General features: G+C 69.3%; 23 protein-coding genes and 3 pseudogenes. 17 read left to right on the top strand and 9 right to left on the bottom strand.

What is annotated here, in order from left to right:
• Positions 1-98: 98 nt before the first annotated feature.
• Positions 99-230, top strand: a pseudogene (locus OG385_RS02825) (IS5/IS1182 family transposase); the annotation flags it as partial.
• Between the two features lie 27 nt (positions 231-257).
• Here OG385_RS02825 and OG385_RS02820 read toward each other — a convergent pair.
• Both OG385_RS02820 and OG385_RS02815 read right to left on the bottom strand, forming a co-directional pair.
• Positions 258-1,065 (bottom strand): IS5 family transposase gene (locus tag OG385_RS02820; protein WP_266851508.1). Its coding sequence is split into 2 segments (ribosomal slippage): positions 258-599 and positions 601-1,065, totalling 807 coding nucleotides; the frame shifts between segments, so codons are not numbered across the junction.
• A 74-nt stretch (positions 1,066-1,139) separates the two neighbouring features.
• Positions 1,140-2,324: an alpha/beta hydrolase gene (locus tag OG385_RS02815; RefSeq protein WP_266851506.1), complete on the bottom strand. Its 1,185-nt coding sequence runs from the start codon at positions 2,322-2,324 to the stop codon at positions 1,140-1,142.
• An 815-nt stretch (positions 2,325-3,139) separates the two neighbouring features.
• On the opposite strand from OG385_RS02815, the gene OG385_RS02810 reads away from it, so the two are divergent.
• The 4 genes and pseudogenes from OG385_RS02810 to OG385_RS02795 form a co-directional block, all read left to right on the top strand.
• The gene (locus OG385_RS02810) at positions 3,140-3,382 is read left to right on the top strand and encodes a hypothetical protein (protein WP_266851505.1); all 243 of its coding nucleotides are present in this window, start codon (positions 3,140-3,142) and stop codon (positions 3,380-3,382) included.
• Positions 3,383-3,459: 77 nt separating this feature from the next.
• Positions 3,460-4,857: a DUF4331 domain-containing protein gene (locus tag OG385_RS02805; protein ID WP_266851503.1), complete on the top strand. Its 1,398-nt coding sequence runs from the start codon at positions 3,460-3,462 to the stop codon at positions 4,855-4,857.
• A 99-nt stretch (positions 4,858-4,956) separates the two neighbouring features.
• The gene (locus OG385_RS02800; protein WP_266851501.1) at positions 4,957-5,283 is read left to right on the top strand and encodes a hypothetical protein; all 327 of its coding nucleotides are present in this window, start codon (positions 4,957-4,959) and stop codon (positions 5,281-5,283) included.
• Positions 5,282-5,426 (top strand): annotated as a pseudogene (locus tag OG385_RS02795) (IS701 family transposase); the annotation flags it as partial. The gene OG385_RS02800 and the pseudogene OG385_RS02795, both read left to right, overlap by 2 nt.
• 277 nt (positions 5,427-5,703) lie before the next feature.
• Here OG385_RS02795 and OG385_RS02790 read toward each other — a convergent pair.
• On the bottom strand, positions 5,704-5,919 hold the full coding sequence (locus OG385_RS02790; RefSeq protein ID WP_266851499.1) for a hypothetical protein: 216 nt from the start codon (positions 5,917-5,919) through the stop codon (positions 5,704-5,706).
• A 98-nt stretch (positions 5,920-6,017) separates the two neighbouring features.
• On the opposite strand from OG385_RS02790, the gene OG385_RS02785 reads away from it, so the two are divergent.
• The 5 genes from OG385_RS02785 to OG385_RS02765 all read left to right on the top strand — a co-directional run bounded on the left by OG385_RS02785 (position 6,018) and on the right by OG385_RS02765 (position 11,126).
• Positions 6,018-6,923 carry an RNA polymerase sigma factor gene (locus OG385_RS02785; protein ID WP_266851498.1) on the top strand — a complete coding sequence of 302 codons (906 nt, stop codon included), beginning with the start codon at positions 6,018-6,020 and terminating at the stop codon, positions 6,921-6,923.
• Between the two features lie 916 nt (positions 6,924-7,839).
• Positions 7,840-9,141, top strand: coding sequence for a 4-carboxymuconolactone decarboxylase (gene pcaC, locus OG385_RS02780; protein WP_266851496.1), 1,302 nt, complete (start codon positions 7,840-7,842; stop codon positions 9,139-9,141).
• A 4-nt stretch (positions 9,142-9,145) separates the two neighbouring features.
• A complete protein-coding gene (locus tag OG385_RS02775; RefSeq protein WP_266851495.1) occupies positions 9,146-9,793 on the top strand; it encodes an MBL fold metallo-hydrolase in 648 nt (215 codons plus the stop codon).
• A gap of 30 nt (positions 9,794-9,823) precedes the next feature.
• The gene (locus OG385_RS02770; RefSeq protein WP_266851493.1) at positions 9,824-10,603 is read left to right on the top strand and encodes an exodeoxyribonuclease III; all 780 of its coding nucleotides are present in this window, start codon (positions 9,824-9,826) and stop codon (positions 10,601-10,603) included.
• A gap of 82 nt (positions 10,604-10,685) precedes the next feature.
• Positions 10,686-11,126 carry a DUF6278 family protein gene (locus OG385_RS02765; RefSeq protein ID WP_266851491.1) on the top strand — a complete coding sequence of 147 codons (441 nt, stop codon included), beginning with the start codon at positions 10,686-10,688 and terminating at the stop codon, positions 11,124-11,126.
• A gap of 210 nt (positions 11,127-11,336) precedes the next feature.
• Here OG385_RS02765 and OG385_RS02760 read toward each other — a convergent pair.
• A pseudogene (locus OG385_RS02760) lies at positions 11,337-11,645 on the bottom strand (CocE/NonD family hydrolase C-terminal non-catalytic domain-containing protein); the annotation flags it as partial.
• Between the two features lie 94 nt (positions 11,646-11,739).
• On the opposite strand from OG385_RS02760, the gene OG385_RS02755 reads away from it, so the two are divergent.
• Positions 11,740-12,363 carry a hypothetical protein gene (locus OG385_RS02755; protein WP_266851489.1) on the top strand — a complete coding sequence of 208 codons (624 nt, stop codon included), beginning with the start codon at positions 11,740-11,742 and terminating at the stop codon, positions 12,361-12,363.
• Here OG385_RS02755 and OG385_RS02750 read toward each other — a convergent pair.
• Entirely contained in the window at positions 12,302-13,045 is a 744-nt protein-coding gene (locus OG385_RS02750) for a hypothetical protein (RefSeq protein ID WP_266851487.1), read from the bottom strand. The genes OG385_RS02755 and OG385_RS02750 overlap by 62 nt on opposite strands.
• Before the next feature lie 118 nt (positions 13,046-13,163).
• Here OG385_RS02750 and ggt point away from each other — a divergent pair, with 118 nt between their 5' ends.
• Positions 13,164-14,990, top strand: coding sequence for a gamma-glutamyltransferase (gene ggt, locus OG385_RS02745; protein ID WP_266851485.1), 1,827 nt, complete (start codon positions 13,164-13,166; stop codon positions 14,988-14,990).
• Between the two features lie 21 nt (positions 14,991-15,011).
• Here ggt and map read toward each other — a convergent pair whose 3' ends face one another.
• Positions 15,012-15,779 (bottom strand): type I methionyl aminopeptidase, encoded by a 768-nt coding sequence (gene map / locus OG385_RS02740; protein ID WP_266851484.1) that lies wholly within the window; start codon positions 15,777-15,779, stop codon positions 15,012-15,014.
• 41 nt (positions 15,780-15,820) lie between these two features.
• On the opposite strand from map, the gene OG385_RS02735 reads away from it, so the two are divergent.
• From OG385_RS02735 to hydA, 4 genes are all read left to right on the top strand, one after another.
• Positions 15,821-16,072 (top strand): helix-turn-helix domain-containing protein, encoded by a 252-nt coding sequence (locus OG385_RS02735; protein ID WP_266851482.1) that lies wholly within the window; start codon positions 15,821-15,823, stop codon positions 16,070-16,072.
• Between the two features lie 265 nt (positions 16,073-16,337).
• Positions 16,338-17,180, top strand: coding sequence for a nitrilase-related carbon-nitrogen hydrolase (locus tag OG385_RS02730; RefSeq protein WP_266851481.1), 843 nt, complete (start codon positions 16,338-16,340; stop codon positions 17,178-17,180).
• A complete protein-coding gene (locus OG385_RS02725; protein ID WP_266851479.1) occupies positions 17,177-18,457 on the top strand; it encodes an aspartate aminotransferase family protein in 1,281 nt (426 codons plus the stop codon). The genes OG385_RS02730 and OG385_RS02725 overlap by 4 nt, the downstream gene beginning before the upstream one ends.
• A gap of 216 nt (positions 18,458-18,673) precedes the next feature.
• On the top strand, positions 18,674-20,077 hold the full coding sequence (gene hydA / locus OG385_RS02720) for a dihydropyrimidinase (protein ID WP_266851478.1): 1,404 nt from the start codon (positions 18,674-18,676) through the stop codon (positions 20,075-20,077).
• Positions 20,078-20,108: 31 nt separating this feature from the next.
• On the opposite strand, the gene OG385_RS02715 is transcribed toward hydA, so the two are convergent.
• Together OG385_RS02715 and OG385_RS02710 are read right to left on the bottom strand one after the other, a co-directional pair.
• Entirely contained in the window at positions 20,109-21,074 is a 966-nt protein-coding gene (locus OG385_RS02715; protein WP_266851476.1) for a cyclase family protein, read from the bottom strand.
• Positions 21,075-21,227: 153 nt separating this feature from the next.
• Positions 21,228-21,812, bottom strand: a complete 585-nt coding sequence (locus OG385_RS02710) for a nuclear transport factor 2 family protein (protein ID WP_266851474.1) — start codon at positions 21,810-21,812, stop codon at positions 21,228-21,230.
• Between the two features lie 420 nt (positions 21,813-22,232).
• Between OG385_RS02710 and OG385_RS02705 the strand changes: the two genes are divergently transcribed.
• Positions 22,233-23,231 carry a TIGR03842 family LLM class F420-dependent oxidoreductase gene (locus OG385_RS02705; protein WP_266851472.1) on the top strand — a complete coding sequence of 333 codons (999 nt, stop codon included), beginning with the start codon at positions 22,233-22,235 and terminating at the stop codon, positions 23,229-23,231.
• A gap of 30 nt (positions 23,232-23,261) precedes the next feature.
• Here OG385_RS02705 and OG385_RS02700 read toward each other — a convergent pair whose 3' ends face one another.
• Positions 23,262-24,311, bottom strand: a complete 1,050-nt coding sequence (locus OG385_RS02700; protein WP_266851470.1) for a biotin/lipoate A/B protein ligase family protein — start codon at positions 24,309-24,311, stop codon at positions 23,262-23,264.
• Positions 24,312-24,370: the final 59 nt, after the last annotated feature.

Genomic DNA, 24,370 nt, shown 5'->3' with positions numbered 1-24,370 from the left:
CGACGCGTCGGGTGTTCGGTTCAGCTGTCTCGACGCTATGACCCTGGAGTGCACTCCAAGCAAGCGGATCCCGGTCCCGACGGTCCGCGTCCGCAACCGTCGAACGCACCATGTCGTGGCTCGCCGGCTGCCGCCGTCTTCACCGCCGCTACGAGCACAAAGCCGAGCACTTCCTCGCCTTCACAAGCATCGCCTGCACCCTCATCTGCTACCGCAGACTCGCCACATGAGATGACTTCTAAGAGCTCGTAACACGATCATGATCGGGCCTTCTTGAGTCGTCTCCAGCAGATGAGGCCGCAGGCGAGCGAGAGGAAGGCGTCGTGGAGTGCGGTGCGACGTTCCCAGCGGACGGCGAGACGTTTGAAGTGGTGGAGCAGGGCGAAGGTCTGCTCGACGACGTAGCGGAGCTTGCCGATGCCCTTGATATTGGGTGAGCCCTTGCGGGAGATGACGGGCAGGATCCGTCGATGACGGCCCTCGTCGCGGTTGGGCTTGGAGTCGTAGCCCTTGTCGCCGAGCAAGGCTTCTGGTCGTCGGCGGGGTCGGCCGGGGCGGCCCGCGACGGGTGGGATGCCGTCGACCAGGGCGAGGGTCTGGGGTGACGTCGTTGACGTTGGCCGCAGTAGTGATGACCTTGAGCGGGGTGCCGCGTCCGTCGCAGATCAGGTGGTGTTTGCTGCCCGTCTTCCGCCGGTTGACCGGCGACGGACCGGTGCCGGGACCCCTTTTTTTCGCGCGGATGTGGGAGCCGTCCACGCACGCCCGCGACCAGTCGAGCTCGCCGGCCGCGTTCTGCTCGGCGAGCAGGGCCCGGTGCAGCCGGTCGAAAACCCCTGCATTCTGCCACCGGTCCAGCCGCCGCCAGCAGGTCTGTCCCGAACCGAACCCCAGCACGAGCGGCAGCAGTTGCCAGGCTATGTCGTAGAGGACGAACAAGATGCCCTGCAGGCAGAGCCGGTCCCACACCGGCCGCGGTCCCGGCGACCGATCCGGCCACGGCGGCAGCAACGGCTCGATCAACGCCCACAACTCATCGTCCACGATCCACGGTCGAGTACCCACACCCTCACGAACGGCCGAATCGTCACACCGGTTACGCCCAACCAGCCCACATCAACAAGTCCCTGATACGAGCTCTAGGCCCGGTCTTTCCGGGCCGTCACCCACGTGGCGAAGTCCTCGACGCCGCCGATGAGCGCCTCAAACCGGAATGAGTGGAAGAGGTCGAAAGCGTGGTGGGCACCAGGTAGTTCGACGTACACGATCGGCGAGGTGGAGACCGACCCCAGAGCGGTGACAAGAGCCCTGGGGTTCTCCGTGTCCACCAGCTCGTCCAGGTCCCCGTGCGCGATGAGGAATGGTGGTGCATCCGTCCGGACGAGGTTCACCGGCGAGGTCGCCGGGTCGCCGTCGAAGTACTCCGCGAGAAAACCGTTGAGCACGACGGCGGCGGTCACGGAGGTGTCCGCCTCCTCGAACCCGGGCTGGTAGGCCGGCTCATTGGGGGTGAGTGCTGCCTGAGCCGCCATGTGCCCACCCGCGGAGCTCCCCGCCACGAACACGGCCGCCGCAGGCGCCGCGCCGTACTCCGCTGCGTGTTCGCGCGCCCAGGCGATGACCTTCTTCGCGTCGATCAGATGGGCGGGATGCGGGAAGTCGGGGCGCAGCCGGTAATTGGCGCTGATGCAGACCCAGCCCTGGCTGGCGAGCCGGTAGAGCAGGGGCAGCGACTGAGTGTTCTTCCGACCCTGGTCGTAGTGGCCACCATGGAAGTGGATCATTACGGAGCCGCCCTCGGGGCGTGAGCGGTGGTGGTAGACGTCGAGGAGGTTGCGACGGCCTGCGTCCCCGTAGCTGAGGTTGCCCACCCGCTTGACGTCACGGCGGCGGCGAAGGACGGGCCTGAGCAGGATGCGTGCCAGCGGCAGCCGGCGGTGCGTCCCCGTCCCGACGCCGAGCGCGTCGTCCAAGGCGACACGCACCACGGACGCCGCCCGCATTCCGCGCAGGGTGACCACCACAAGCCCAGCAGCCGCGGCCCCTGCCACCCCGACGTTCACCCGGTCGGAGGTCGTGGTGATGTCGCCCTCGGAGAAGGCCAGTGCCGTCGAGGCCACCAACGCGTAGAGAGCGAGGTGCGGGATCTCGTTGAAGACCAGGCCGAGCCGGTAGCTGAAGTAGAAGAGCGGTTTCGGCCCGCGTATGCGAGCCAGACAGAACACCACGATCAGTACGGCCAACACCACGGTCACCAGATAGCCCACAGCCACCACATCACCCCGTTCGACAGTCGACCTGACAATCCCCTTCTGTGGTACCACGGTTGGGATGATGCGGGAGGGCGAAGTGCTCGCTGCGAAGGTGCACTTGAGGTAGCTGCCCGTCCAGGCCGCAGGCGAGGCGCAACGGTTCGATCAGCCCCCAGAGCTCATCGTCCAGGGTCGAGTACCCACACCCTCAGAACGGCCAAATCGTCTCACCGGCGACGCCCCACCCGCACACGGCCTCCCACGCGGATCGAACTACACCCCCTCATCGTCGGACAGGTGTAGTGATCAAGCCAGTTGAGATGATCCAAGGGCATGCGGAGGAAGGCCCTTGGCGTCAGATGATGGCGGCACCCGGGATACGCGACCTGAACAGGGCATGGGGTAGGGCGCGTTGAGGTGTCGTGGTGCGGCTTTCTATTGGGTTTATGAGGCCAGTTTCGGTGCCGCCTTTCGATAGGTCTGCCGGTAGTGCATTCGTGGCCACGCACGCTTTGGATTGGCCGGGGTTCTCAGGGAGTGTTTATTCACCCGGACGGAGCTGGTCCGGTTCAGCGAGGCGTAGGGAAACTGCGCGTGTCTCCTTGACTTGCTGTAGGTCGGCGGGCTTCTCTTCCGGAAGAAGAAAGGCCGTCTCCCTCTGCCGACGGCGGCCGTTCGCGTCGGATCCGGCGCGTTCTCCTTCCATCACGGGACACCACTTCACCTCTGCTCGCGCATTGAGGTGCACACCCGTGCATGCAGACTCGCCCCATCCCCATCCGGAACAGGGAGTATTCATGTCCGAAGAGATCTCAGTATCCGAGCCGGCAGAACCTGGGCAGACGACCCCGCTCTCGCGACGGGGGCTGATGAAGAACACTGCCGTCGTGGGTGCCGGAGCTGCCTCCGTGCTGGTCCTCGGCGCTGCCGGCAGCGCCGCTGCGGATCAGCCTCAGGGCGGCCCGATCACCGCGCCGTCAGTGGCGGGCACCGCCGGTCGGGATGACCAGCAGGTGGTGGTGCACCTTCGCAACGCGATGACCGGGGCAGCCGACATCTTCCACGGTGACCAGCACACCGAGGTAGTCGACCGTGGACTGGCCGAGGCCATCATGCGCAACCTCCGCTGAACCACGGGTTCCCCGCAACCCAGCTGCGTCCACCACCCGCGGCGACCCAGGCCGCACCCAACTCTGTGAGGCATTCGATGTCTTCCCACCGCGAAGCACCCGAGATCTCCAAGGACCCCGTCGCCGACAGCACGGACGTGTATGCGTTCGTCAGCCCTGATCAGCCCGACAGCGTCACTCTGATCGCCAACTACATTCCGCTCCAGAACCCTGCGGGCGGACCGAACTTCTACGAGTTCGGCGACGACGTCCTGTACGAGATCCACATCGACAACGATGGCGACGGCTGCCCGGATGTGACCTACCAGTTCCGGTTCACCACCCGCCTGCGCAACCCCGACAGCTTCCTCTACAACACCGGGCCGATCCTGAGCCTCGACTCACCCAACTGGAACCGCCACCAGAGCTACACGCTCACCCGCGTCGAACGAGGCGGACGCACCACAGTCCTGGGCCGCGACCTGAAGTGCCCTCCGTGCAACATCGGCCCGCTCTCCACCCCGCACTACGCCGGACTTGCCGCGAAGGCCGTCCACAGCGCCGGCCGCAGCCGCAAGGTCTTCGCCGGCCAGCGCGCCGAAGGGTTCTACGTAGACCTCGGTTCCATCTTCGACCTCGGAAACCTGAGGCCGTTCCAGAACCTGCACAACCAGTTCGGCATGAGCGTCTTCACCCAGCCCGCGGACGGCGTCAACACCACCAAGGAACTCAACGTCCACACGCTGGCCCTGCAGGTCCCGATCACCGAACTGACGCGCCGCGGCTGGCGGGGCCGGGACGTCAAGGACCCCAGGGCCACGATCGGTGTGTGGACCACGGCAAGCCGGCGACAGGCCCGCGTACTGTCGCCCGGAAAGGCCACCGACCACGAAACGGGTCCGTTCGTCCAGGTCTCCCGCCTCGGCAACCCGCTCTTCAACGAAGTCCTCGTCCCGCTCGGTAAGAAGGACCTCTGGAACACGCTGCCACCCTCGCAGGACAAGCGCTTCGCGACGTACGTCGCCCACCCCGAGCTGGCCAAACTCCTGCCCACCCTCTACCCCGGCGTCTTTCCGAAGCTGGCCGCCCTCAACGCCTCGGGCAAAGCGCGCGCCGACCTCCTCGCGATCTTGCTGACCGGCATCCCCGACGGAGTCGTTCCAGGCTTCCAGAACCACACCGGGGACACACAGGCCGACATGCTCCGCCTCAATGTCGCGGTGCCGCCCACAACCAAGCCCGACATCCTGGGCCTCATCGCAGGTGACGCGGCCGGATTCCCCAACGGCCGACGCGTGTTCGACGACGTCGTCACTGTCGAACTGCGCGCACTCGCCGGAGTCACCGTCCCGCTCGTCGACAAGACCTACACCCCTGACCCCGCAGCAGGACAGGTCACCGACGGGTTGACACCCGACGACGTGAAGAACCCCTACCTCAACAAGTTCCCCTACCTCGGCGTCCCCTACGACGGATACCACCACCCCTCCGCCTGACCCCCGCCCGCACGTCACCCGGACGAACAGCTGGTGCCGCCACCACTCCTGCCGCGGCGCGCGGCGCCAGCTGTCCCCACGACCCACACGGAGTCAGCCATGACAGACGTCCACACCCACGCGCCCCTGCCCGCACCGTCCACCGAGGGCAGCGTCGTCCTCGACATCGGAGCCGACACCGGCGCCGTAATCATCCACACCCGCGCCGAACACGACGGTCTGGAAATCGAAGTCAGCCCCACGGATGAGCCGGACCGCCGCACCCACGCTGCCGTCCGGCCCCGTCACCTCGCAGACCGCACCATCCACTGCCTGGTCATCTCCCCGCTCACCGCAGGCGAATACACCGTGTGGCTCGACGCAACCACACCACACGGCACCCTCACCGTGACCGGAGGAAGCGTCACCGAATACCACTGGTCGTGAAGTCACCACCGGTACAGGGATGCTCCGTGCAGATGTCCTGGCCGGGAAGGCGCCGAAGAGGGCCTGGCAGAAGCTGCATGGAGAGGCTGGCGCCAAGGGACCGCTTCTACGATTGGGCAGTCATCGAACTGGCCGCCCCTCGCCATGCTCACCCACACTTTCCTCACCGTCGTCCGTGCCGAAGGCCACACCCGCGCCCCGGTGTCGACTGCCCTGGGCCCCGCTGTCCCGCAACGAGATCCAGCAAGCGGCGCAGCGCGCCCACGATGCCCCTTCACCACTTCGGTGATTTCGGGGGCGGAGCCCAGCCCTCCAGCCGCGCCGCTCGACGGAGGTGAAGGCGACGCGGGCCGACCGCACCCGGACGACCTCGATGCAACGCGGCGGGTAAGAACGCCCGCAGGTGCGCTCCCCTGGGGGCTATCGGGCCGAATCGTTTGAGGCGGGGTCGACGCCGCCCGGGGGCGGGGTGTCGGGGTGGTCGGGCAGCTGTTCGGGGCCGGCGGGGGAGTGAAGCAGGATGGTCAGGACGGCCAGGGCGCGCTGGCGGAGGGCGGCTGGTCCGACGATGGCGAGTGCGGCGATCGTGGTGACGGCGCATGCGGGGACCGCGGCGACGATGAGAGTGATGTTCATGCCGTCTGAGACCCGGGGCAGCGTCTCCTCTTACAGCGTTGCGAAGATTTTTTTGTGAACCGGCGTAAGAGGCAAGCGTCCGCGCGGTCTCTGTGTATGTGACGACCTACGAAGACCCGCCCTCCCATGCGGTGGAACACCTCGACGACACGGCCCTCATCGCCCGGGCCCGTGACGGGGACGAGGACGCCTACGCCTGCTTCTACCTCCGGCACGTCGACCTGCTGCGTGCCTACGCGGCACGGCGGGCCCCGGATCCGGGCCAGGCCGAGGATCTGGCGGCCGAGTGCTTCGCGCGCACCCTCGCGGCGCTGCGCAAGGGAAAGGGACCTCGCGAGTATCCGAAGGCGTACCTGTTCACCGTGCTGCACAACCTTCTGCGTGATGGCCACGCGCAGGATCTCCCCCTGGTCTTCGACAGCGGCATCAGCGCAGCCGTTGTGCCGGTCAACGTGTGGGGAGAGGAGCAGAGCCGTGTCGAGGACGTCCTGATCGCGCGTGAGACGCTCAACCGGCTGCCCGAACACGTCCAGCAGATCCTGGCACTGACGGTGATGCACGACCTTCCGGCTTCACAGGTCGCACCCATGCTGGGACTGACGCCCAACGCGACTTCTGTCGCTGCGCACCGGGCCCGGGAGGCTCTCTCCCACGCCTACCTGACTGCGGTGATGACGTATTCGACGTGCGGTGAGGACGAGGCGAGGCTCGCGGCGTACACCCGGGGAAGCCTGGGCAGGCGCGAGGCACGCAAGGTCGCCGACCACATCGCCACGTGCAAGAAATGCGCGGCAGCGCAGGGCGAGATGACCCACGTCAACCGCCAGCTGACGTCTCTTCAGCCCGTGGTGCTGCTTGCCGGCGTCAACTGGACGGCGGTCTTCGACGATGTTCTGGGCTACCGGGACCTCACACCAGCCGCCTGGCCTGCCCCGGCTACGGCGCGTAGGCCAGGCAAGGGATTCCTCTCCCGGATCCGGTCGTGGAAGGTCAGGCCCCGCTGACCTGAAGGGAAAGCGGTCGTGACCGCCGTCCCGCACGGCCATCCACGGGTCTTGACCATTGCTCGCAACCGCCCGGTGCCCGTTGCCGGCGGCACACCGGCTCCTCGCGCCAATAGGCGCCCTGGGTATCGCGCGACTTGAAGAGTGCCTGAAACGCGGTATCCAAGCGGCTTGTCCCTATGAATGTGGCTCAGCATCTTACGATTCCGCGTCGGGCTCGAAAGGAGGAGCGGAGGACCAAGGCGGACTGAAACCTTGGGACGTCGCGGAGGTCCATGTGTTCGTGCAGGGAATCAGAGCGGACAGGCTCTGCGCACCGCTCCTGCTTTCCCTCATGGGTCTCCGCCCGGCAGAAGTCTGCGGATTCCGTTGGGGGATGTCGACTTGGAATCCGGAACCATCGGCATCGCCAATACCCGCACGATGATGGGGAATGAGACGGTGGTGGAGAAAAATACTAAGTCGATGGCCGGATAGCGCGAGCTTCCCTTGCCAGCTCCGGTCCGGGACGCGCTCCGGTCGTTCAAGTCTCTCCGGGCCAAGGAGAAGCTGGCCCTCGGACCTGGCTAGCTTGACTCCGGCTACGTCCTGGTGGACGAGATGGGGGAGGCTCGGAGCATCAAGCAACTCCGCCGGCGAGCATACGGGAGCATGGTGCTTCTGGGGCTACGCCAGGTGCGCCTGTACGACGCCCGGGCGTCCTGTTTCACATACCTCGCCGACATGGGTGTTCCGGACCACGTGTTGGCTCGGTGTGCGGGAGACACGAACGTCCGGACCGCCAAGAGGCGGTACGTCACGCCGGGTGTGGAGGGTCTTCGTGGAGCTGCCACAGTGTGGGGCGGACTGCATGGGTCCTCCGGAGACGACATACCGGGCGTCGTGAGAGATTGTGAGATATGAGAGCGTGAGCCGGATGAGCGAGACGACGCAGCAGACCCTCCAGTACCGCTTTGACGGGCCAGAAGGCGCCCCGGTCCTGGTCCTGGGTCCCTCACTGGGTACCACATGGCACATGTGGGACCGGCAGACGCCCGAGCTGTCCAGGACCTGGCGTGTCCTGCGCTTCGACCTGCCCGGCCACGGCGGCGCCCCCGCCCACCCCGTCCCCTCGGTCGCCGGGATCGCCGAGCGGCTCCTCGCCACGCTCGACGAGCTCGGCGTGCAGCGCTTCGGTTACGCGGGGTGCTCCATCGGCGGCGCGATCGGCATGGAGCTGGCCCTGCGCCACCCGGAGCGGGTCGCCTCGCTGGCGCTGGTCGCCGCCTCGCCCCGGTTCGGTACGGCGGACGAGTTCCGCCAGCGCGGAGTGATCGTCCGCACCAACGGGCTCGACCCGATGGCGCGCAGCGCCCCCGAGCGGTGGTTCACGCACGGCTTCGCGACGGCGCAGCCGGCCATCGTGGAGTGGGCCGTGCAGATGGTCCGCACCACCGACCCCGGGTGCTACATCGCGGCCTGCGAGGCTCTGGCGGCCTTCGACATCCGCACTGAACTCGGCCGGATCGGCGTGCCGACCCTCGTCGTCGTCGGCGCCGAGGACCGGGTGACCGGACCCGGGGATGCCCGCACCCTGGTGGCGGGCATACCGGACGCGCGGCTCGCGATGGTCCCGGCCGCCTCCCATCTGGCGCCGGTCGAGCAGCCCGCGGCCGTAACCGATCTGCTGGTACGGCACTTCTCCACCGGGTGGCAGGACAACGCCTCGTCGACCACCTCGACCACCTCGCCGTCGATTCCGGTGCCGCCGCACGTGCCGGGCCTCTCGGTCCCGGTGGCTCCCATCGCCGAGATCGCCCCCGCGGCGCCCCAGCCGGACGCCGTGCCAGCCGGGCGCCCCGACCCGTACGACGCGGGCATCAAGGTACGCCGGGAGGTGCTGGGCGACGCCCATGTGGACCGGGTGGAGGCCGCGGCCGACGCGTTCACCGGGGACTTCCAGGAGCTGATCACCCGGTACGCCTGGGGGGAGGTCTGGACCCGGGACGGGCTCGACCGCCGCACTCGCAGCGTGGTGACCCTGACGGCGCTGGTCGCCGGCGGGCATCCGCAGGAGCTGGCCTCCCATGTCCGTGCGGCCCTGCGCAACGGACTCACCCCCACGGAGATCAAGGAAGTGCTGCTCCAGACGGCGGTCTACTGCGGTGTTCCCGCGGCGAATTCCGCCTTCGAGGTGGCCAGGGCCGTGATCCAGCAGGAGACCACCCCCGAGGCGTAGCAGGATGGTGGGTATGACGATCAAACTGACGAAGAAGACCCACGCCTGTGTCCGGCTGGAGAAGGACGGGCGGACGCTCGTCATCGATCCCGGCGGGTTCAGCGAGGAGGACGCGGCGCTGGGCGCCGACGCCATTCTCGTGACGCACGAGCACCCCGACCACTTCGACGAGAACCGGCTGCGCGCCGGGATGGAGGCGAACCCGGCCGCCGAGATCTGGACCCTTCGCAGCGTCGCCGAGCAGCTCTCCGCGGCGTTCCCCGGCCGGGTCCACACCGTCGGCCACGGCGACACCTTCGAGGCCGCCGGGTTCGGCGTCCAGGTGCACGGCGAACTGCACGCGGTGATCCACCCGGATCTGCCGCGGATCACCAACGTCGGTTACCTGGTGGACGGTTCGGTCTTCCATCCGGGCGACGCCTTCACCGTTCCCGACCAGCCGGTCGAGACGCTGATGCTTCCGGTGCACGCCCCGTGGAACAAGATCTCCGAGGTGATCGACTACGTGCGCGAGGTGCGGCCGCAGCGCGCCATCGACATCCATGACGTGCTGCTCAAGGATCTGGCGCGCGGTGTGTACGACACACACATCGGCAACCTCGGCGGCGCCGGCCACACCCGTCTGATGCCGGGCGACGCCACGGACCTGTGACTGTCGGTGCCACCGGCTAGGTTTGGTCCCATGCGCATCGCCACCTGGAACGTCAATTCGATCACCGCCCGTCTCCCGAGGCTGCTGGCCTGGCTGGAGAGCACCGGCACGGACGTGCTGTGCGTCCAGGAGACCAAGTGCTCCGCCGAGCAGTTCCCCGCCGACGAGCTGCGTGAGCTGGGGTACGAGTCGGCGGTCCACGCCACCGGCCGGTGGAACGGGGTGGCGCTGATCTCCCGGCTGGGACTGGACGACGTGGTCACGGGACTGCCCGGCGGCCCGGAGTACGAGGGCACGCAGGAGCCGCGAGCCATCTCGGCGACCTGCGGCCCGGTCCGGGTCTGGTCGGTGTACGTGCCGAACGGCCGCGAGGTCGACCACGCGCACTACACGTACAAGCTCCAGTGGCTCGCCGCGCTGAAGGCGGCGGCCGCCACGGACGCGGCGGGCGGGCGCCCGTTCGCCGTCCTCGGGGACTTCAATGTCGCCCCGGCGGACGAGGATGTCTGGGACCCGGCGCTGTTCGAGGGCGCCACCCATGTCACCCCGGCCGAGCGGGCCGCGCTCACCGCGCTCCGCGAGACGGGACTGAGCGATGTGGTGCCCCGCCCGCTCAAGTACGAACGCCCGTACACTTTCTGGGACTACCGGCAGCTGGCGTTCCCGAAGAACAGGGGCATGCGCATCGACCTGGTGTACGGCAACGAGCCCTTCGCCGCTGCGGTCAAGGACAGCTATGTCGACCGGGAGGAGCGCAAGGGGAAGGGCGCTTCGGACCACGCTCCCGTCGTCGTCGATCTCGACATCTGAGAGGCTGTCGGGTGACCTCCGGGGCCGGGGGATCCGCGCGCCTGTTGGTGCGACTGTCCGGCGGAATGCGAGGCTGAGCGGTGTGAATATCCCTTTCCTTGAACACTGGCGCAGAAGGCACGGCACGGAACACGCGGAGACGCTCGCCACGGCGGTGCGGAACAACCCGCAGGGAGTGGGCGAACTGCTCGCCGAGTGCGAGCTGCTGCGCGCCAGAGCCGGTCAGGAAGGGCTTCAACTCGACGACTCACCGGCCTCGTTGACCGCACTCGACCAGCTTCCGCCGCACTGGCGCGACGACCCCGAGGAGCTGCCCTGGCTGGGCAACGACGCGGGTCTCTATCTCGGGACCACCATCGTCAGGACCGTCCCCGGCGCGGTCTGGGACGTCCTGCCGGGCGGCACACCGGTGGTCCGCCTGGCGTCGGGGCGGGAGATCAATGTGGTCGAGGCCGGACTCGACTGGGCGGTCACCGGAGCACCCGAACTCTCACAGGTCTACTCGGAGGCAGCAGAGGCCTGACCGCCGCCCGAATTGACCAACTTCACTGCTTTTCAATACAAATACGGTTTATCGTCACCTAGCGCGTGTCGGGTGTGAAGTCCCTTGTCGGGGTGGATAGTTTGCGTCATCGACCGTCCGCTGACGGCCGGGTCCGGCCGAACCAGGAACGCTGCTGCCGGGTGCGCAGTAGCACGTAGGGCACCATGCCCGCCCGGCAGCAGCCGGTGATCACTTCTCGCGAAGCGGGACCGACAGGTACGACAGGTCGGACTCGGGCGAGGAGAAGGTCAGCTGCGCGCCGGTCGGGTTGTGCTCGATGTACAGCGGGTCGACGGTGTCGGTCACCAGGGCCAGATGGTGGCCCGCCGGCACGTCGTACGCCGTGGAGAACAGATCCAGGTCCACGGGGAACGCCATGCCGGGCGTCTTCCCGTGGAAGGTGTACGGCGCGTTGCTGACCAGCTTGCCGAGGCCGAGCGGCCCCACGTCGCAGAGGTACGCGACGAGGGTGCCGCTCCCCTTGGTGCTGATGAGGGTGTTGGAGAGCATGGCGACGCCGCCGTCGGTGAATTGTTGACCGGAATTCAGCGAAACCCTGGCGCGACCGCGCCCCGCGTCCCAAGCTCTCCGTGTGACGAATTCAGAGAACGGCGCGGACCGGGGGCGAACGGACATGACCTTGCGGCTCAGGGGGAAGCTGCAGTGGGTCCCGGTGGCGGCGGTGGTGGTGCTGGTCGCCTGGGTGGTGGCCATCCCGCCGGTCGTCTCAGGGGCGTACGGCGCGGTCGGCGGCACCCTGATGGTGATCGCGGGACTGCTGCTCGCCTTCTTCACCGCTACGTTCGTCGGCTATCTGGTGCGGCCGCTGCGGCTGGCCCCGGGCGCCGACGGCCTGACCGTACACCTGCCCCTCTGGCCCGCCCGTACCGTGCCGTGGTCCGCGGTGGCGGGCGTGGCGGCCGCCGACGTCACCGAGGGCGGCCGGACCAGCGCCCATGTCGTCGTGGACTTCTCGCCGGAAGCCGAAGCGCTGCCCCGGTTCTGCCGGCCGCGGTCGATGTACCGCAGGCTCGCGCCGTCACTCGGCCGGAGCGAGCAGGCGCAGGGCCTCTGCATCGAGGCGCAGGTCTTCGATGTGGACCCGGCCGGGCTGGTGGCGCTGATCCGGGAGTACGCGCCCGGCGGCATCCCCGTCAGCGATCCGCCCGGTGCGAGGTACGGGGAGCCGGGATCGGGGTCTGCGCCGCACGGGTGACGTCCGCCATCAGTTCCACCACATCCGGGCCGTACGCCTGGGAGTTGACCACCTTCAGCAGCAGGCAGAAGGACCGGTCGCCGTACTTGCGCGCCAGCTTCTCGTGGTTGCGGGCCAGATAGCGGGCGGCCGCCTGGTTGGTGATCGACTGCTGGCCGCAGAAGAGGAACACCGGCCGGGCGCCGGGCTGTGCGGTCAGCCGGGCCAGCAGGACATGGGCGAGCCGGCCGCTCTCCAGCCGGTAGCGCTCGCTGCCGATCTGGAAGGCGGCGCGGTCAGGGCCCGGGTCCACATCGGTGTTCACGTCGACCCCGGGCAGCAGCGACTGGAGGTGGGCGGCCATCCGGCGGTTGGACGAGGGGCCCCCGAGGCAGAACTCCGTACGCTCGCCGATGCCCTGCTGCGCGGTGTCGGCCGACAGGATCTGGGCGTGTGCGCCGCAGTCCTTGATGAGGGAGGAGAGTTCGAGCAGCGCGAAGACGTCATTACGGGCGACGGCCCCGTCGCCGCCCGCCTCGCGGTTGACCACCAGCAGGCACTCGGAGTTCCGGGGCAGCCCGAAGAAGCGCTGCTTCCTGCGGAGTCTGCGGCGCCACAGCGAGGTGCGCGCGAGCCAGCCGAGCGCGCCGCTGACGCCGGCGGCGATCACGCCGAGCAGGATGTTGCGTAGGTCGTCGTTCACGTGGCATACCCCTCGGCCGTCCGGTCCTGTCCGGAGCGGCATGGTACCGACGTGTCCATGACGAAGGGGCGGTGGGCGGGCTACGCTGCGCCGTACGTCTCTCCGCTGGAGGTCATGGATGCGCCGTGTCACCGTCCGGAAGCTCTCGTATCTGGCCGTCGCTGCCGCCCTGTTGTCGGTGGGCGCGACCGCACCGCCCTCCGCCGCCGGAGCGCCGGCGGGATCGCCCGGAGGGGGCACGGCGGCGAAGACTCCGGTCGCGGTCGGGTACGGCGGCGCGGTGTCGAGCGTCGACCAGGACGCGTCGGCCGCGGGCATCGAGGTGCTCCGTGAGGGCGGCAACGCGGTGGACGCCGCGGTGGCCACGGCCGCAGCCCTCGGCGTGACCGAGCCGTACTCGGCGGGCATCGGCGGTGGCGGCTACTTCGTCTACTACGACGCCGGATCCCACCGGGTGCACACCATCGACGGCCGCGAGACCGCGCCGCGTTCCGCCGACTCCTCGCTCTTCCTGGAGAACGGCAAACCGCTGCCCTTCGCGGACGCGGTGACCAGCGGTCTGAGCGTGGGCACGCCGGGCACCGCCGCCACCTGGGACTCCGCGCTCGCCTCCTGGGGCCGCAAGTCGCTGGGGACGGTGCTGAAACCGGCCGAACGGATCGCCACGGACGGCTTCACCGTCGACCCGACCTTCCACAGTCAGACGCAGGACAACCAGGCGCGCTTCGCGGACTTCCCCGCGACGGCGAAGCTCTTCCTGCCCGGCGGACAGCCGCCCGCCGTGGGCTCCACGCTGAAGAACCCCGATCTGGCCCGCACCTACCAGGAGTTGGGCCGCAAGGGGGTCGGCGAGCTCTACCGGGGACGCCTCGGGCAGGACATCGTACGTACGGTCCGCAAGCCGGACCTGGCGCCCGGCTCGACCCGCAACGCCCGCCCCGGGGACCTGACCGCGAAGGACCTGCGGTCGTACGAACCGCTGCACCGCGCTCCCACCGAGACCTCCTACCGCGGTCTCGACGTGTACGGCATGGCGCCGTCGTCCTCCGGCGGTACGACGGTCGGCGAGGCGCTCAACATCCTGGAGCGCACCGACCTTTCGAAAGCCTCGCAGGTCCAGTATCTGCACCACTACATCGAGGCGAGCCGGATCGCCTTCGCTGACCGGGGCCGCTGGGTCGGTGACCCGGCTTTCGAATCCGTACCCACCAAGGAACTGCTCTCCCAGCGCTTCGCGGACTCCCGCGCCTGCCTCATCAAGGACAACGCGGTCCTGACCAGCCCGCTGGCGCCCGGCGACCCGCGCCACCCTGAGCGGTGCGGGAACAGCGGCAGCGCGGCCCCCACCACGTACGAGGGCGAGAACACCACCCATCTGACGGTGGCCGACAAGTGGGGCAACGTCGTCGCGTACACGCTCACCATCGAGCAGACGGGCGGCAGTGCCATGACCGTGCCGGGCCGCGGGTTCCTGCTCAACAACGAGCTGACGGACTTCTCGTTCGCCCCGGCCAGTCCGTCCGTGCCCGACCCCAACCTCCCGGGGCCCGGCAAGCGGCCGCGCTCGTCGATCTCGCCGACGATCGTCCTGCACGGCGGGAAGCCGGTGCTGGCCGTCGGATCGCCGGGCGGCGCCACCATCATCACCACCGTGCTCCAGACGCTCATCGGCCATCTCGACCGGGGGCTGCCTCTGGTGGACGCGATCGCCGCGCCACGGGCGAGCCAGCGCAACGCCACGACGACAGAGCTCGAACCGGCGCTCTACAACAGCCCGTTGCGGGGCCGGCTGGAGGCACTCGGGCACAAGTTCACACTCAACCCGGAGATCGGCGCGGCGACCGGGGTGCAGCGGCTGCCGGACGGCCGCTGGCTGGCCGCTGCGGAACCGGTCCGCCGGGGCGGCGGCTCCGCGATGGTGGTCCGCCCGGACGGGCGCCCATGAGGGCGGCCCCGGGCCGGCGGCTCAGAGTGCCGTGAGGATGCGCGGGCCCGCGTGGGTGATGGCGATCGTGTGCTCGGCATGGGCGGCGCGGCTGCCGTCCAGGGTGCGCAGCGTCCAGCCGTCGGGGGCCGCGTAGTAGCCGTCACCGCCGCCGGCGATCACCATCGGCTCGATCGCCAGTGCCATGCCGTGGCGCAGCGGCACCCCGCGCCCCGGGCGGCCTTCGTTCGGGACGCCGGGGTCCTCGTGCATGGCACGGCCGATGCCGTGGCCGCCGAAACCGTCCGGGATGCCGTACCCCTCCCGGCGGCAGACCCGGCCGACCGCGTGGGCGATGTCGCTGATGCGGTTGCCGACCACGGCTGCGGCGATGCCCGCAGCCAGGGCGCGTTCGGCGGTGTCGATGAGGTGCAGGTCCTCGGGGCGGGGGCGACCGACCGTGAAGCTGATGGCGGAGTCCCCGGCCCACCCGTTCAGGATCGCTCCGAAGTCCGCGCTGACCAGGTCACCGTCGCGGAGCCGGTAGTCGTCCGGGACGCCGTGCACGATCGCGTCGTTGACGGAGACGCAGAGGACCGCGGGGAACGGCCCGGGGGCGAATTCGGGGTGGTAGCCCAGGAAGGGGGACCCGGCGCCGGCTTCGCGCAGGACGGCGTGGGCTGTCGCGTCGAGGGTACGCAGGGTGACTCCCACCCGGGCGGCGGACCGTACCGCCGCCAGGGCCTGGGCGACCACACGGCCCGCCGCACGCATCGCATCGACGGACAGGTCTGTCTTGATCTCGATCATGCCAATTACTATACCGGTCCGAGCGGTATTAGAATGACGGCATGGTCCGTACCCCTCTCACACCCGAAGAGCACGCACGCGGCGAACGGTTCGGCCGTCTGCTCCGCGAGGCGCGCGGCGCGCGCACCATGACCGAGGTGGCCGCTGCGGCGGGCATCTCGGCCGAGACGCTCCGCAAGATCGAGACAGGCCGGGCCCCGACCCCCGCCTTCTTCACGGTCGCCGCGCTGGCGGCGGCGCTCGGCCTCTCCATGGACGAGATCGCCGGGCGCTGCGCGCTGGTGCCCGTGTGACCTGAGCGCCCAGGCCGCCGCGGCGCCGCCCGGTGGTGGGTCCGGCCTGGTGTGCGGGCGGTCCTGGCCTGGTCGCCACGCGGGGGCGGGCGCGCAATCTGATCACGGCGGGATGGCGAAGTGATCATGAAGGGGCGAAACGTGATCGACTCTGCCGGTTAACGGCGATGGTCTTGCCCCAGTGTGTGACGGGGCTTACGTTCTCCTCCTACGCAACCCGTCTACGTGCGTAGAGCTTCGTGGCGCCCTGTTGAAGGAGCTGCTCATGTCCCACGTCGTACGCGCCGCACTGGTCCAGGCCACCTGGACCGGCGACACCGAATCCATGATCGCCAAGCATGAGGAGCACGCCCGCGAGGCGGCCCGTCAGGGTGCGCGGATCATCGGATTCCAGGAAGTCTTCAACGCCCCGTACTTCTGCCAGGTGCAGGAGGCCGAGCACTACCGCTGGGCGGAGTCCGTGCCCGACGGGCCGACGGTCACCCGGATGCAGGAACTCGCCCGCGAGACCGGCATGGTGATCGTGGTTCCGGTCTTCGAGCAGGAGCAGTCGGGCTTCTACTTCAACACGGCGGCCGTCATCGACGCCGACGGTTCGTACCTCGGCAAGTACCGCAAACACCACATCCCGCAGGTCAAGGGCTTCTGGGAGAAGTACTACTTCAAACCGGGGAACGCGGGCTGGCCGGTCTTCGACACGGCCGTGGGCAAGGTCGGCGTGTACATCTGCTACGACCGCCACTTCCCCGAGGGCTGGCGCCAACTCGGCCTGAACGGGGCGCAGATCGTCTACAACCCCTCGGCCACCTCGCGCGGTCTCTCCGCCCACCTCTGGCAGTTGGAGCAGCCCGCCGCCGCCGTCGCCAACGAGTACTTCATCGCCGCGATCAACCGGGTCGGCCAGGAGGAGTACGGCGACAACGACTTCTACGGCACCAGCTACTTCGTCGACCCCCGTGGCCAGTTCGTCGGGGACGTCGCCGACGACAAGAGCGAGGAACTCCTCGTCCGCGACCTCGACCTGGATCTCATCGACGAGGTCAGGCAGCAGTGGGCGTTCTACCGGGACCGCAGGCCCGACGCGTACGACGGGCTGGTGCAGCCGTGAGCGATCTGTACAACAGGCACCGGGCCGTCCTCCCCGAGTGGCTCGCCACGTACTACCGGGAGCCCATCGAGATCACCCATGGCGAGGGCCGGTACGTCTGGGACGCGGACGGCAACCGCTATCTCGACTTCTTCGGCGGCATCCTCACCACCATGACCGCGCACGCCCTGCCCGAGGTGACCAAGGCGGTCAGCGAGCAGGCCGGCCGGATCGTGCACTCCTCGACGCTCTATCTCAACCGGCCGATGGTGGAGCTGGCCGAGCGGATCGCGACGCTCTCCGGGATCCCGGACGCCCGTGTCTTCTTCACCACGTCGGGGACCGAGGCCAACGACACCGCGCTGCTGCTCGCCACCGCGTACCGCAGGTCCAGCCAGATCCTCGCGATGCGCAACAGCTACCACGGGCGCTCCTTCACGAGCGTCGGCATCACCGGCAACCGCAGCTGGTCGCCGACCGGCATCTCCCCGCTCCAGACGCTCTACGTCCACGGCGCTGTCCGCAGCCGGGGCCCGTACGCGCAGCTCAGTGACGCCCGGTTCATCGAGGCGTGCGTCGCCGACCTGGAGGACCTGCTCGGCCACACCCATGACGCGGCGGCCCTGATCGCCGAGCCGATCCAGGGCGTCGGCGGCTTCACCGCGCCGCCCGACGGCCTCTACGCCGCGTTCCGCGAAGTGCTCGACCGGCACGGCATCCTCTGGATCGCCGACGAGGTGCAGACCGGCTGGGGGCGCACGGGCGACCACTTCTGGGGCTGGCAGGCACACGCCGAGAACGGCCCGCCGGACATCCTCACCTTCGCCAAGGGCATCGGCAACGGCATGTCCATCGGCGGTGTCGTCGCCCGCGCCGACGTCATGAACTGCCTGGACGCCAACTCCATTTCGACCTTCGGCGGCTCCCCGGTCACCATGGCCGCGGGCCTCGCCAACCTCACCTATCTGCTGGAACACGACCTCCAGGGCAACGCGCGCCGGATCGGCGGCCTCCTGCTCGAACGGCTGCGGGCCGTCGGCGCGCACTCCCCGCTCGTACGCGAAGTGCGCGGCCGGGGCCTCATGATCGGCGTCGAGCTGGTGAAGCCCGGCACCGACGAGGCCAACCCGGAGGCGGCGGCGGCCGTCCTGGAGGCCGCCAGGGAGGGCGGGCTGCTCATCGGCAAGGGCGGCGGGCACGACACCAGCGTGCTGCGCATCGCACCGCCGCTGTCGCTCAATGTCGCAGAGGCCGAAGCGGGCGCGGCCATCATCGAACAGGCCCTGCGGGCGGGGTAGGTCCTGTCCGGCCGGTCTTCGTGGGCCCGCGACGCCCGGCACGGCACCTCGCGGCGTTGTCGGAGTCACCCCAGTACGTCCAGTACGGGGGCGATCCTCCGCCATGCGAGGCACCGCACCGGACGCCGCGGCCTGATCCACGAAGACAGACCGGACAGACCCTGGTCGGCGGGTTCCGCAGCACGCACCGGTGTACGAAAGAGGGAGCAGAGCACCATGAGTACCCGCACCTTGGTCCGCGGCGGTCTCGTCATCACCGCCGCGGAGGAGACCCACGCCGACGTCCTCATCGAGGACGGCCGGATCGCCGCTCTCGCCGCGCACGGCTCCGCCGCCGCGGACGCCTGGACCGCCGACCGTACGATCGACGCCACCGGGAAGTACGTGGTCCCCGGCGGGGTCGACGCCCATACGCACATGGAGATGCCCTTCGGCGGCACCTTCGCGTCCGACACCTTCGAGACCGGGACCCGGGCGGCCGCCTGGGGCGGCACGACGACCATCATCGACTTCGCCATCCAGTCCAAGGGCGGATCACTCGGTGAAGGGCTCGACACCTGGCACGCGAAAGCGGACGGGAAGTGCGCGATCGACTACGCCTTCCACATGATCATGTCCGATGTGAACGAGTCGTCGCTCAAGGAGATGGACCGGCTCGTCTCGGGCGGCGTCAGTTCGTTCAAACTCTTCACCGCGTACCCGGGGGTGTTCCTCTCCGACGACGGCCAGATCCTCCGGGCCATGCAGCGTGCCGGGTCCAACGGCGGTCTGGTGATGACGCACGCGGAGAACGGTCTCGCGATCGATGTCCTGGTGGAGCAGGCACTGGCGCGCGGTGAGCGGGACCCGCGCTATCACGGCGAGGTCCGCAACGCGCTTCTGGAGGCGGAGGCCACGCACCGGGTGATCAAGCTGGCGCAGGTGGCTGGGGCGCCGGTGTATGTGGTGCATGTGTCGGCGCAGGGGGCGTTGGCGGAGATCGCGCGGGCGCGTCATGAGGGCCTGCCGGTGTTCGGTGAGACGTGCCCGCAGTATCTGTTCCTGTCGACGGACAATCTCGCCGAGCCCGAATTCGAGGGCGCGAAGTATGTGTGCTCGACGCCGCTGCGGCCGAAGGAGCACCAGGCGGCGCTCTGGCGGGGCCTGCGCACCAATGACCTGCAGGTGGTGTCGACCGACCACTGCCCGTTCTGCTTCAAGGGCCAGAAGGACCTGGGGAAGGGCGACTTCTCGAAGATCCCGAACGGTATGCCGGGTGTCGAGAACCGCATGGACCTGCTCCATCAGGCCGTCGTCGACGGGCACATCAGCCGCCGCCGCTGGATCGAGATCGCCTGCGCTGCACCGGCGCGGATGTTCGGCCTGTATCCGCAGAAGGGGACGATCACCCCGGGCGCGGACGCCGACATCGTGGTCTACGACCCGGCCGCCGAGCAGGTCATGTCCGCCTCGACGCATCACATGAACGTCGACTACTCGGCGTACGAGGGCAAGCGGGTGACCGGCCGGGTGGAGACGGTGCTCTCACGTGGTGTTCCGGTGATCGACAACCGTGAGTACGCCGGCCACGCGGGGCACGGGGCCTATGTGCCGCGCGGGCTCGGTGAGTACGCGCACTGAGCGCTGGGACGGCGCACGAGGCGCCGTCGTGCTATTTGACGGCGATCGGGTTGACCGGGGAGCCGACGGCTCCGGTGATGGGCAGCGGGGCGGCGGTGAGCCAGAACTCGTACACACCGTCGCGGGCACAGTCCTCGGCCAGTGCGTCCGGATCCCACAACTCGCCGACAAGGAGGCCCATGTTGGGGATGACCACCTGGTGCAGCGGCTGGAACGCGGCCTCGAACTCGTTGGGCCGGACCTCGAAGCCCCAGGTGTCGGTGGCGATCGCGGCGATCTCGGTACGGTGCAGCCAGCCGGCCGTGGTGAAGGAGAGGCCGGGGGCCGGTCCGCCCGCGTACTCGCCCCAGCCTTCGCGGCGGACGCGGGTGAGCTGTCCGGTGCGCACCAGCACGATGTCACCGCGTCCGACGGTGACGCCCTGGGCCCGCGCGGTGTCGGTCAACTGCTCCTCGGTGATGGCGAAACCGTCGGGCAGCTCGCCCTTTCCGCCTCCGACGAACCGGCCCACGTCCAGCAGGACACCGCGCCCCGCGACGTACGGCGCCATGTGCTCGATACCGGTGACCAGGTCACCGGCGGAGGTGACGACGTGCTCCGCCGGCCGCCCGTTCCAGGCGATGCCGTGGTCGAAGATGTGGCCGAGGCCGTCCCACTGGGTGGAGCACTGCAGCGGCATCGAGATCACGTCGTCGGCGCCGCCGATGCCGTGCGGGAAGCCCTGGTGGCCCATGACGGCGTCCGTGCCGGTGTCGAGCATGGTGTGCACGGGGTTGGTGCGCCGCCGCCAGCCGTTCTGCGGGCCGTCCATGTCGAAACTCTGCGACAGCGAGAAACTCGCGCCCCGGCGCACGAGGGCCGCGCCTTCGCGGCGCTTGGCCTCGTCGAGGAAGTTCAGGGTGCCCAGCACGTCGTCCGCGCCCCAACGCCCCCAGTTCGAGTACGCCTTGGCGGACTCGGCGATCGCGCCTTCGGGGTCGTGGCGGTTCAGGCCCATGCGGCCTCCTCCGTAATGATGTGCGGGTGTGCTGAGCGCCGGGCTGCTGACCGGCCCGCTCATGATGTCACCGTCGCGCCGGAGTCCGCCGGTGAGGGGGCGCGGATCGCTCCCGGCCGCGCGGCTCGCCTTCGGACGGGTCTCGCGCGGGGTTCAGGCTCCGTCGAGCCAGGCCCGGCCCGCCGCCTTCATCCGGGTCTCCAATTCGCTGTTCCTGGTGGGGAATTCACGGGCCACCGAGTAGCCGGACTTCTCCAGGACGTAGGCGAGGGCCGCGTACTCGCGCGGGTAGCGGCGGACGGCGCTCTCGTCGATGTCCTGGACCTTCGCGAGGAAGTTGAACGAGCTCATGTCGTACACACTCGCCCGGTGGACGATGCGCCAGTCGCCGTCGCGCTTCTCGACGCGGTCCCAGAAACGGTTGTGGGCGGTGCAGCCGAGGTCGAGAGCGACGTTCTCGGCGATGAGCATCGCGCTCGTCTCGACCAGGGCCCGGTCGCCGTTGAAGGTGATCGACGGGCCGCCGATCTGGTGCTTGGACCGCAGGTCGGACGCGCCCATCCGGGCGGAGGCGGCCACGAAGTCGGCGGCCGGCCCTTCGAACCAGCTGATCTCGATGGTGCCGTCGGAATGGAAGAGCTCACCCAGCTGCTCCCACTCACCGAGGTCGCGGTGTATCCACCCGGTCATCAGGCTTGCGATGGCGGAACGGTCCTCGACGCGCGTGCTCACGGTCATCTCGTTCTCCTTCTACGGGGTCAGGGCCCTCTGCTGCTGCCCGACGCTACACAAGATCCCTTCGCGGCCGGTACGGATGCAGTGGGCAGATGCAGTGGGCAGGCGTCTGCGCGGCCGTCTGTGCGGGCGTCTTCCCAAGGCCCGGCGAGCGGTCCAGGATTGTCCCCTCGCGACTCGCGTCCCAGGAGTCGTCGCACAGGCTTCTGCACGGCCCGATATGGAAGGATCTCCCGGGACGCGGCACGTGATACGGGCGTCCGCGGAGCCGGACCGCTTCCGCCCGGCTGCGCGTTGCCGGGCCGCCGCCTCACCTGACCCGGCCTCACCTGACTCCGCGTCGCCGCCCCCCCCCGAAATCCGCATCGCATCCGCATCCACACCCGCAGATCCGCACCCGCATCCGCATCAGGAGGCCACGCCTTGGACTTCGGACTCGTTTTGCAGACCGATCCGCCCGCTTCTGCCGTCGTCGGGCTGATGCGGCGCGCGGAGCGCAACGGCTTCCGCTACGGCTGGACCTTCGACTCGGCCGTCCTCTGGCAGGAGCCGTTCGTCATCTACAGCCGCATCCTGGAGCACACCACCGGCCTGATCGTCGGGCCCATGGTCACCAACCCGTCCACCCGGACGTGGGAGGTCACCGCATCCACCTTCGCCACGCTCAACGAGATGTACGGCAACCGCACGGTCTGCGGAATCGGGCGCGGCGACTCGGCGATGCGGGTCGCGGGGCGCAAGCCCAACACACTGGCCACGCTGGGCGAAGCGATCGGCGTCATCCGCGATCTCGCCGAGGGGCGCGAGGCCGAAGTGGACGGCCGGCCGCTGAGGCTGCCCTGGGTCGAGAACGGGAAACTGCCCGTCTGGATGGGCGCGTACGGCCCCAAGGCCCTCGCGCTGGCCGGGCAGCGGGCCGACGGGTTCATCCTCCAGCTCGCCGACCCCTTCCTCACCGAGTCGATGGTCTCGGCGGTGCGGACGGCCGCTTCCGACGCGGGCCGGGACCCGGACTCCGTGACGATCTGCGTCGCCGCGCCCGCGTACATCGGCGACGACCTGGCCCACGCCCGCGAGCAGTGCCGCTGGTTCGGCGGGATGGTCGGCAACCACGTAGCGGACCTGGTGGCCCGCTACGGCGAGCACTCCGCCCTGGTCCCCGACGCGCTCACCACGTACATCGAGCAGCGCGAGGGGTACGACTACAGCCACCACGGCCGCACCGGCAATCCGGACACCGCGTTCGTCCCCGACGAGATCGTGGACCGCTTCTGTCTGCTCGGCCCCGCCGAGGCGCACATCGAGAAGCTGCGGGCGCTGCGGGCCCTGGGCGTGGACCAGTTCGCGGTGTACGCGATGCACGACGCGCGCGAGACCGTCATCGACGCGTACGGCGAACAGATCATCCCGGCCCTCGCCTGACCCGGGGCAGCCGATCTGGTGCCACGGCGGTCAGGGCACCCGCGCCGTCCACTCCGGAGTGGAGAACTTGGCCGCCGCCAACTCCCGTGCCCGGGCCATCTCCTCATCCGTCACGCTGCCGTCGGCGAGGCCGTAACGGCTGCGGAAGGACCCGATCATCCGCTCGATGACCTCTTCGCGCGGCAGACCCGTCTGCCGCGCGAGCGGGTCGACGCGCTTCTTGGCGCTCTCGATCCCCTTGCCCGACAGCTTCTCGCGGCCGATGCGCAGCACGTCGGTCATCTTGTCGGCGTCGATGTCGTACGCCATGGTCACGTGGTGCAGCACCCCGCCGCCCGCGATGCGCTTCTGGGCCGCGCCCGCGATCTTGCCCGCCTCGGTGGCGATGTCGTTGAGCGGCTGGTACCAGGCCTTGATGCCCATGTCGGCCAGCGCGCCGAGCACCCAGTCGTCCAGATACGCGTAGCTGTCGGCGTACGAGAGGCCGGACACCAGCGACTCGGGCACGGAGAGGGAGTAGGTGATGGTGCTGCGCGGTTCCACGAACATGGCTCCGCCGCCGGAGATCCGGCGGACGACCGTCACGCCGTGGCGCTCGGCGGCCTCCGGGTCGACCTCGTTGCGCAGGGACTGGAAGCTGCCGATGATCACGGCGGGGGCGGCCCACTCCCAGACCCGCAGCGTCGGCGGGCGCCGGCCCGCCGCCACCTCGGCGGTGATGACCTCGTCCAGGGCCATGTGGAGGGCGGGGGACTGCGGGCGGTCGTGGATCAGCTGCCAGCGGTGGGCGCTCCACTCGGTGGCCCGGGTGAGGGCCCGGCGTACGGCGACGGCGACACCCTCGGGGGAGAGGCCGAGCAGCACGGCGGCCGGGGGCAGTGCGGCGGTGATCCGGGCGGCGAGCCCGGCGGCGTCGGTGTGGGCGGGCGCGCCTTCCAGGGCCGCGTCGATGTCCAGGATCGCCTCGTCGGGTTCCAGGAAGAAGTCACCGGCCACGCGGACGTTGCGCAGTGCGCCGCCCTCGACATCGAGGTCGACCACGACGAGCTTGCCGCCCGGGATCTTGTACTCACCGTGCACAGCCTTGCCTCCAGATCTGCCCGGCCCGCCCGCGAGTCCACCCGCGAACCGGCTCCGGC

The sequence above is a fragment of the Streptomyces sp. NBC_01306 genome, from assembly GCF_026340465.1.
GTDB lineage: Bacteria > Actinomycetota > Actinomycetes > Streptomycetales > Streptomycetaceae > Streptomyces.
Note: the sequence above shows the minus strand (reverse complement) of the source record. Positions and strands in the feature narration are given on the sequence as shown.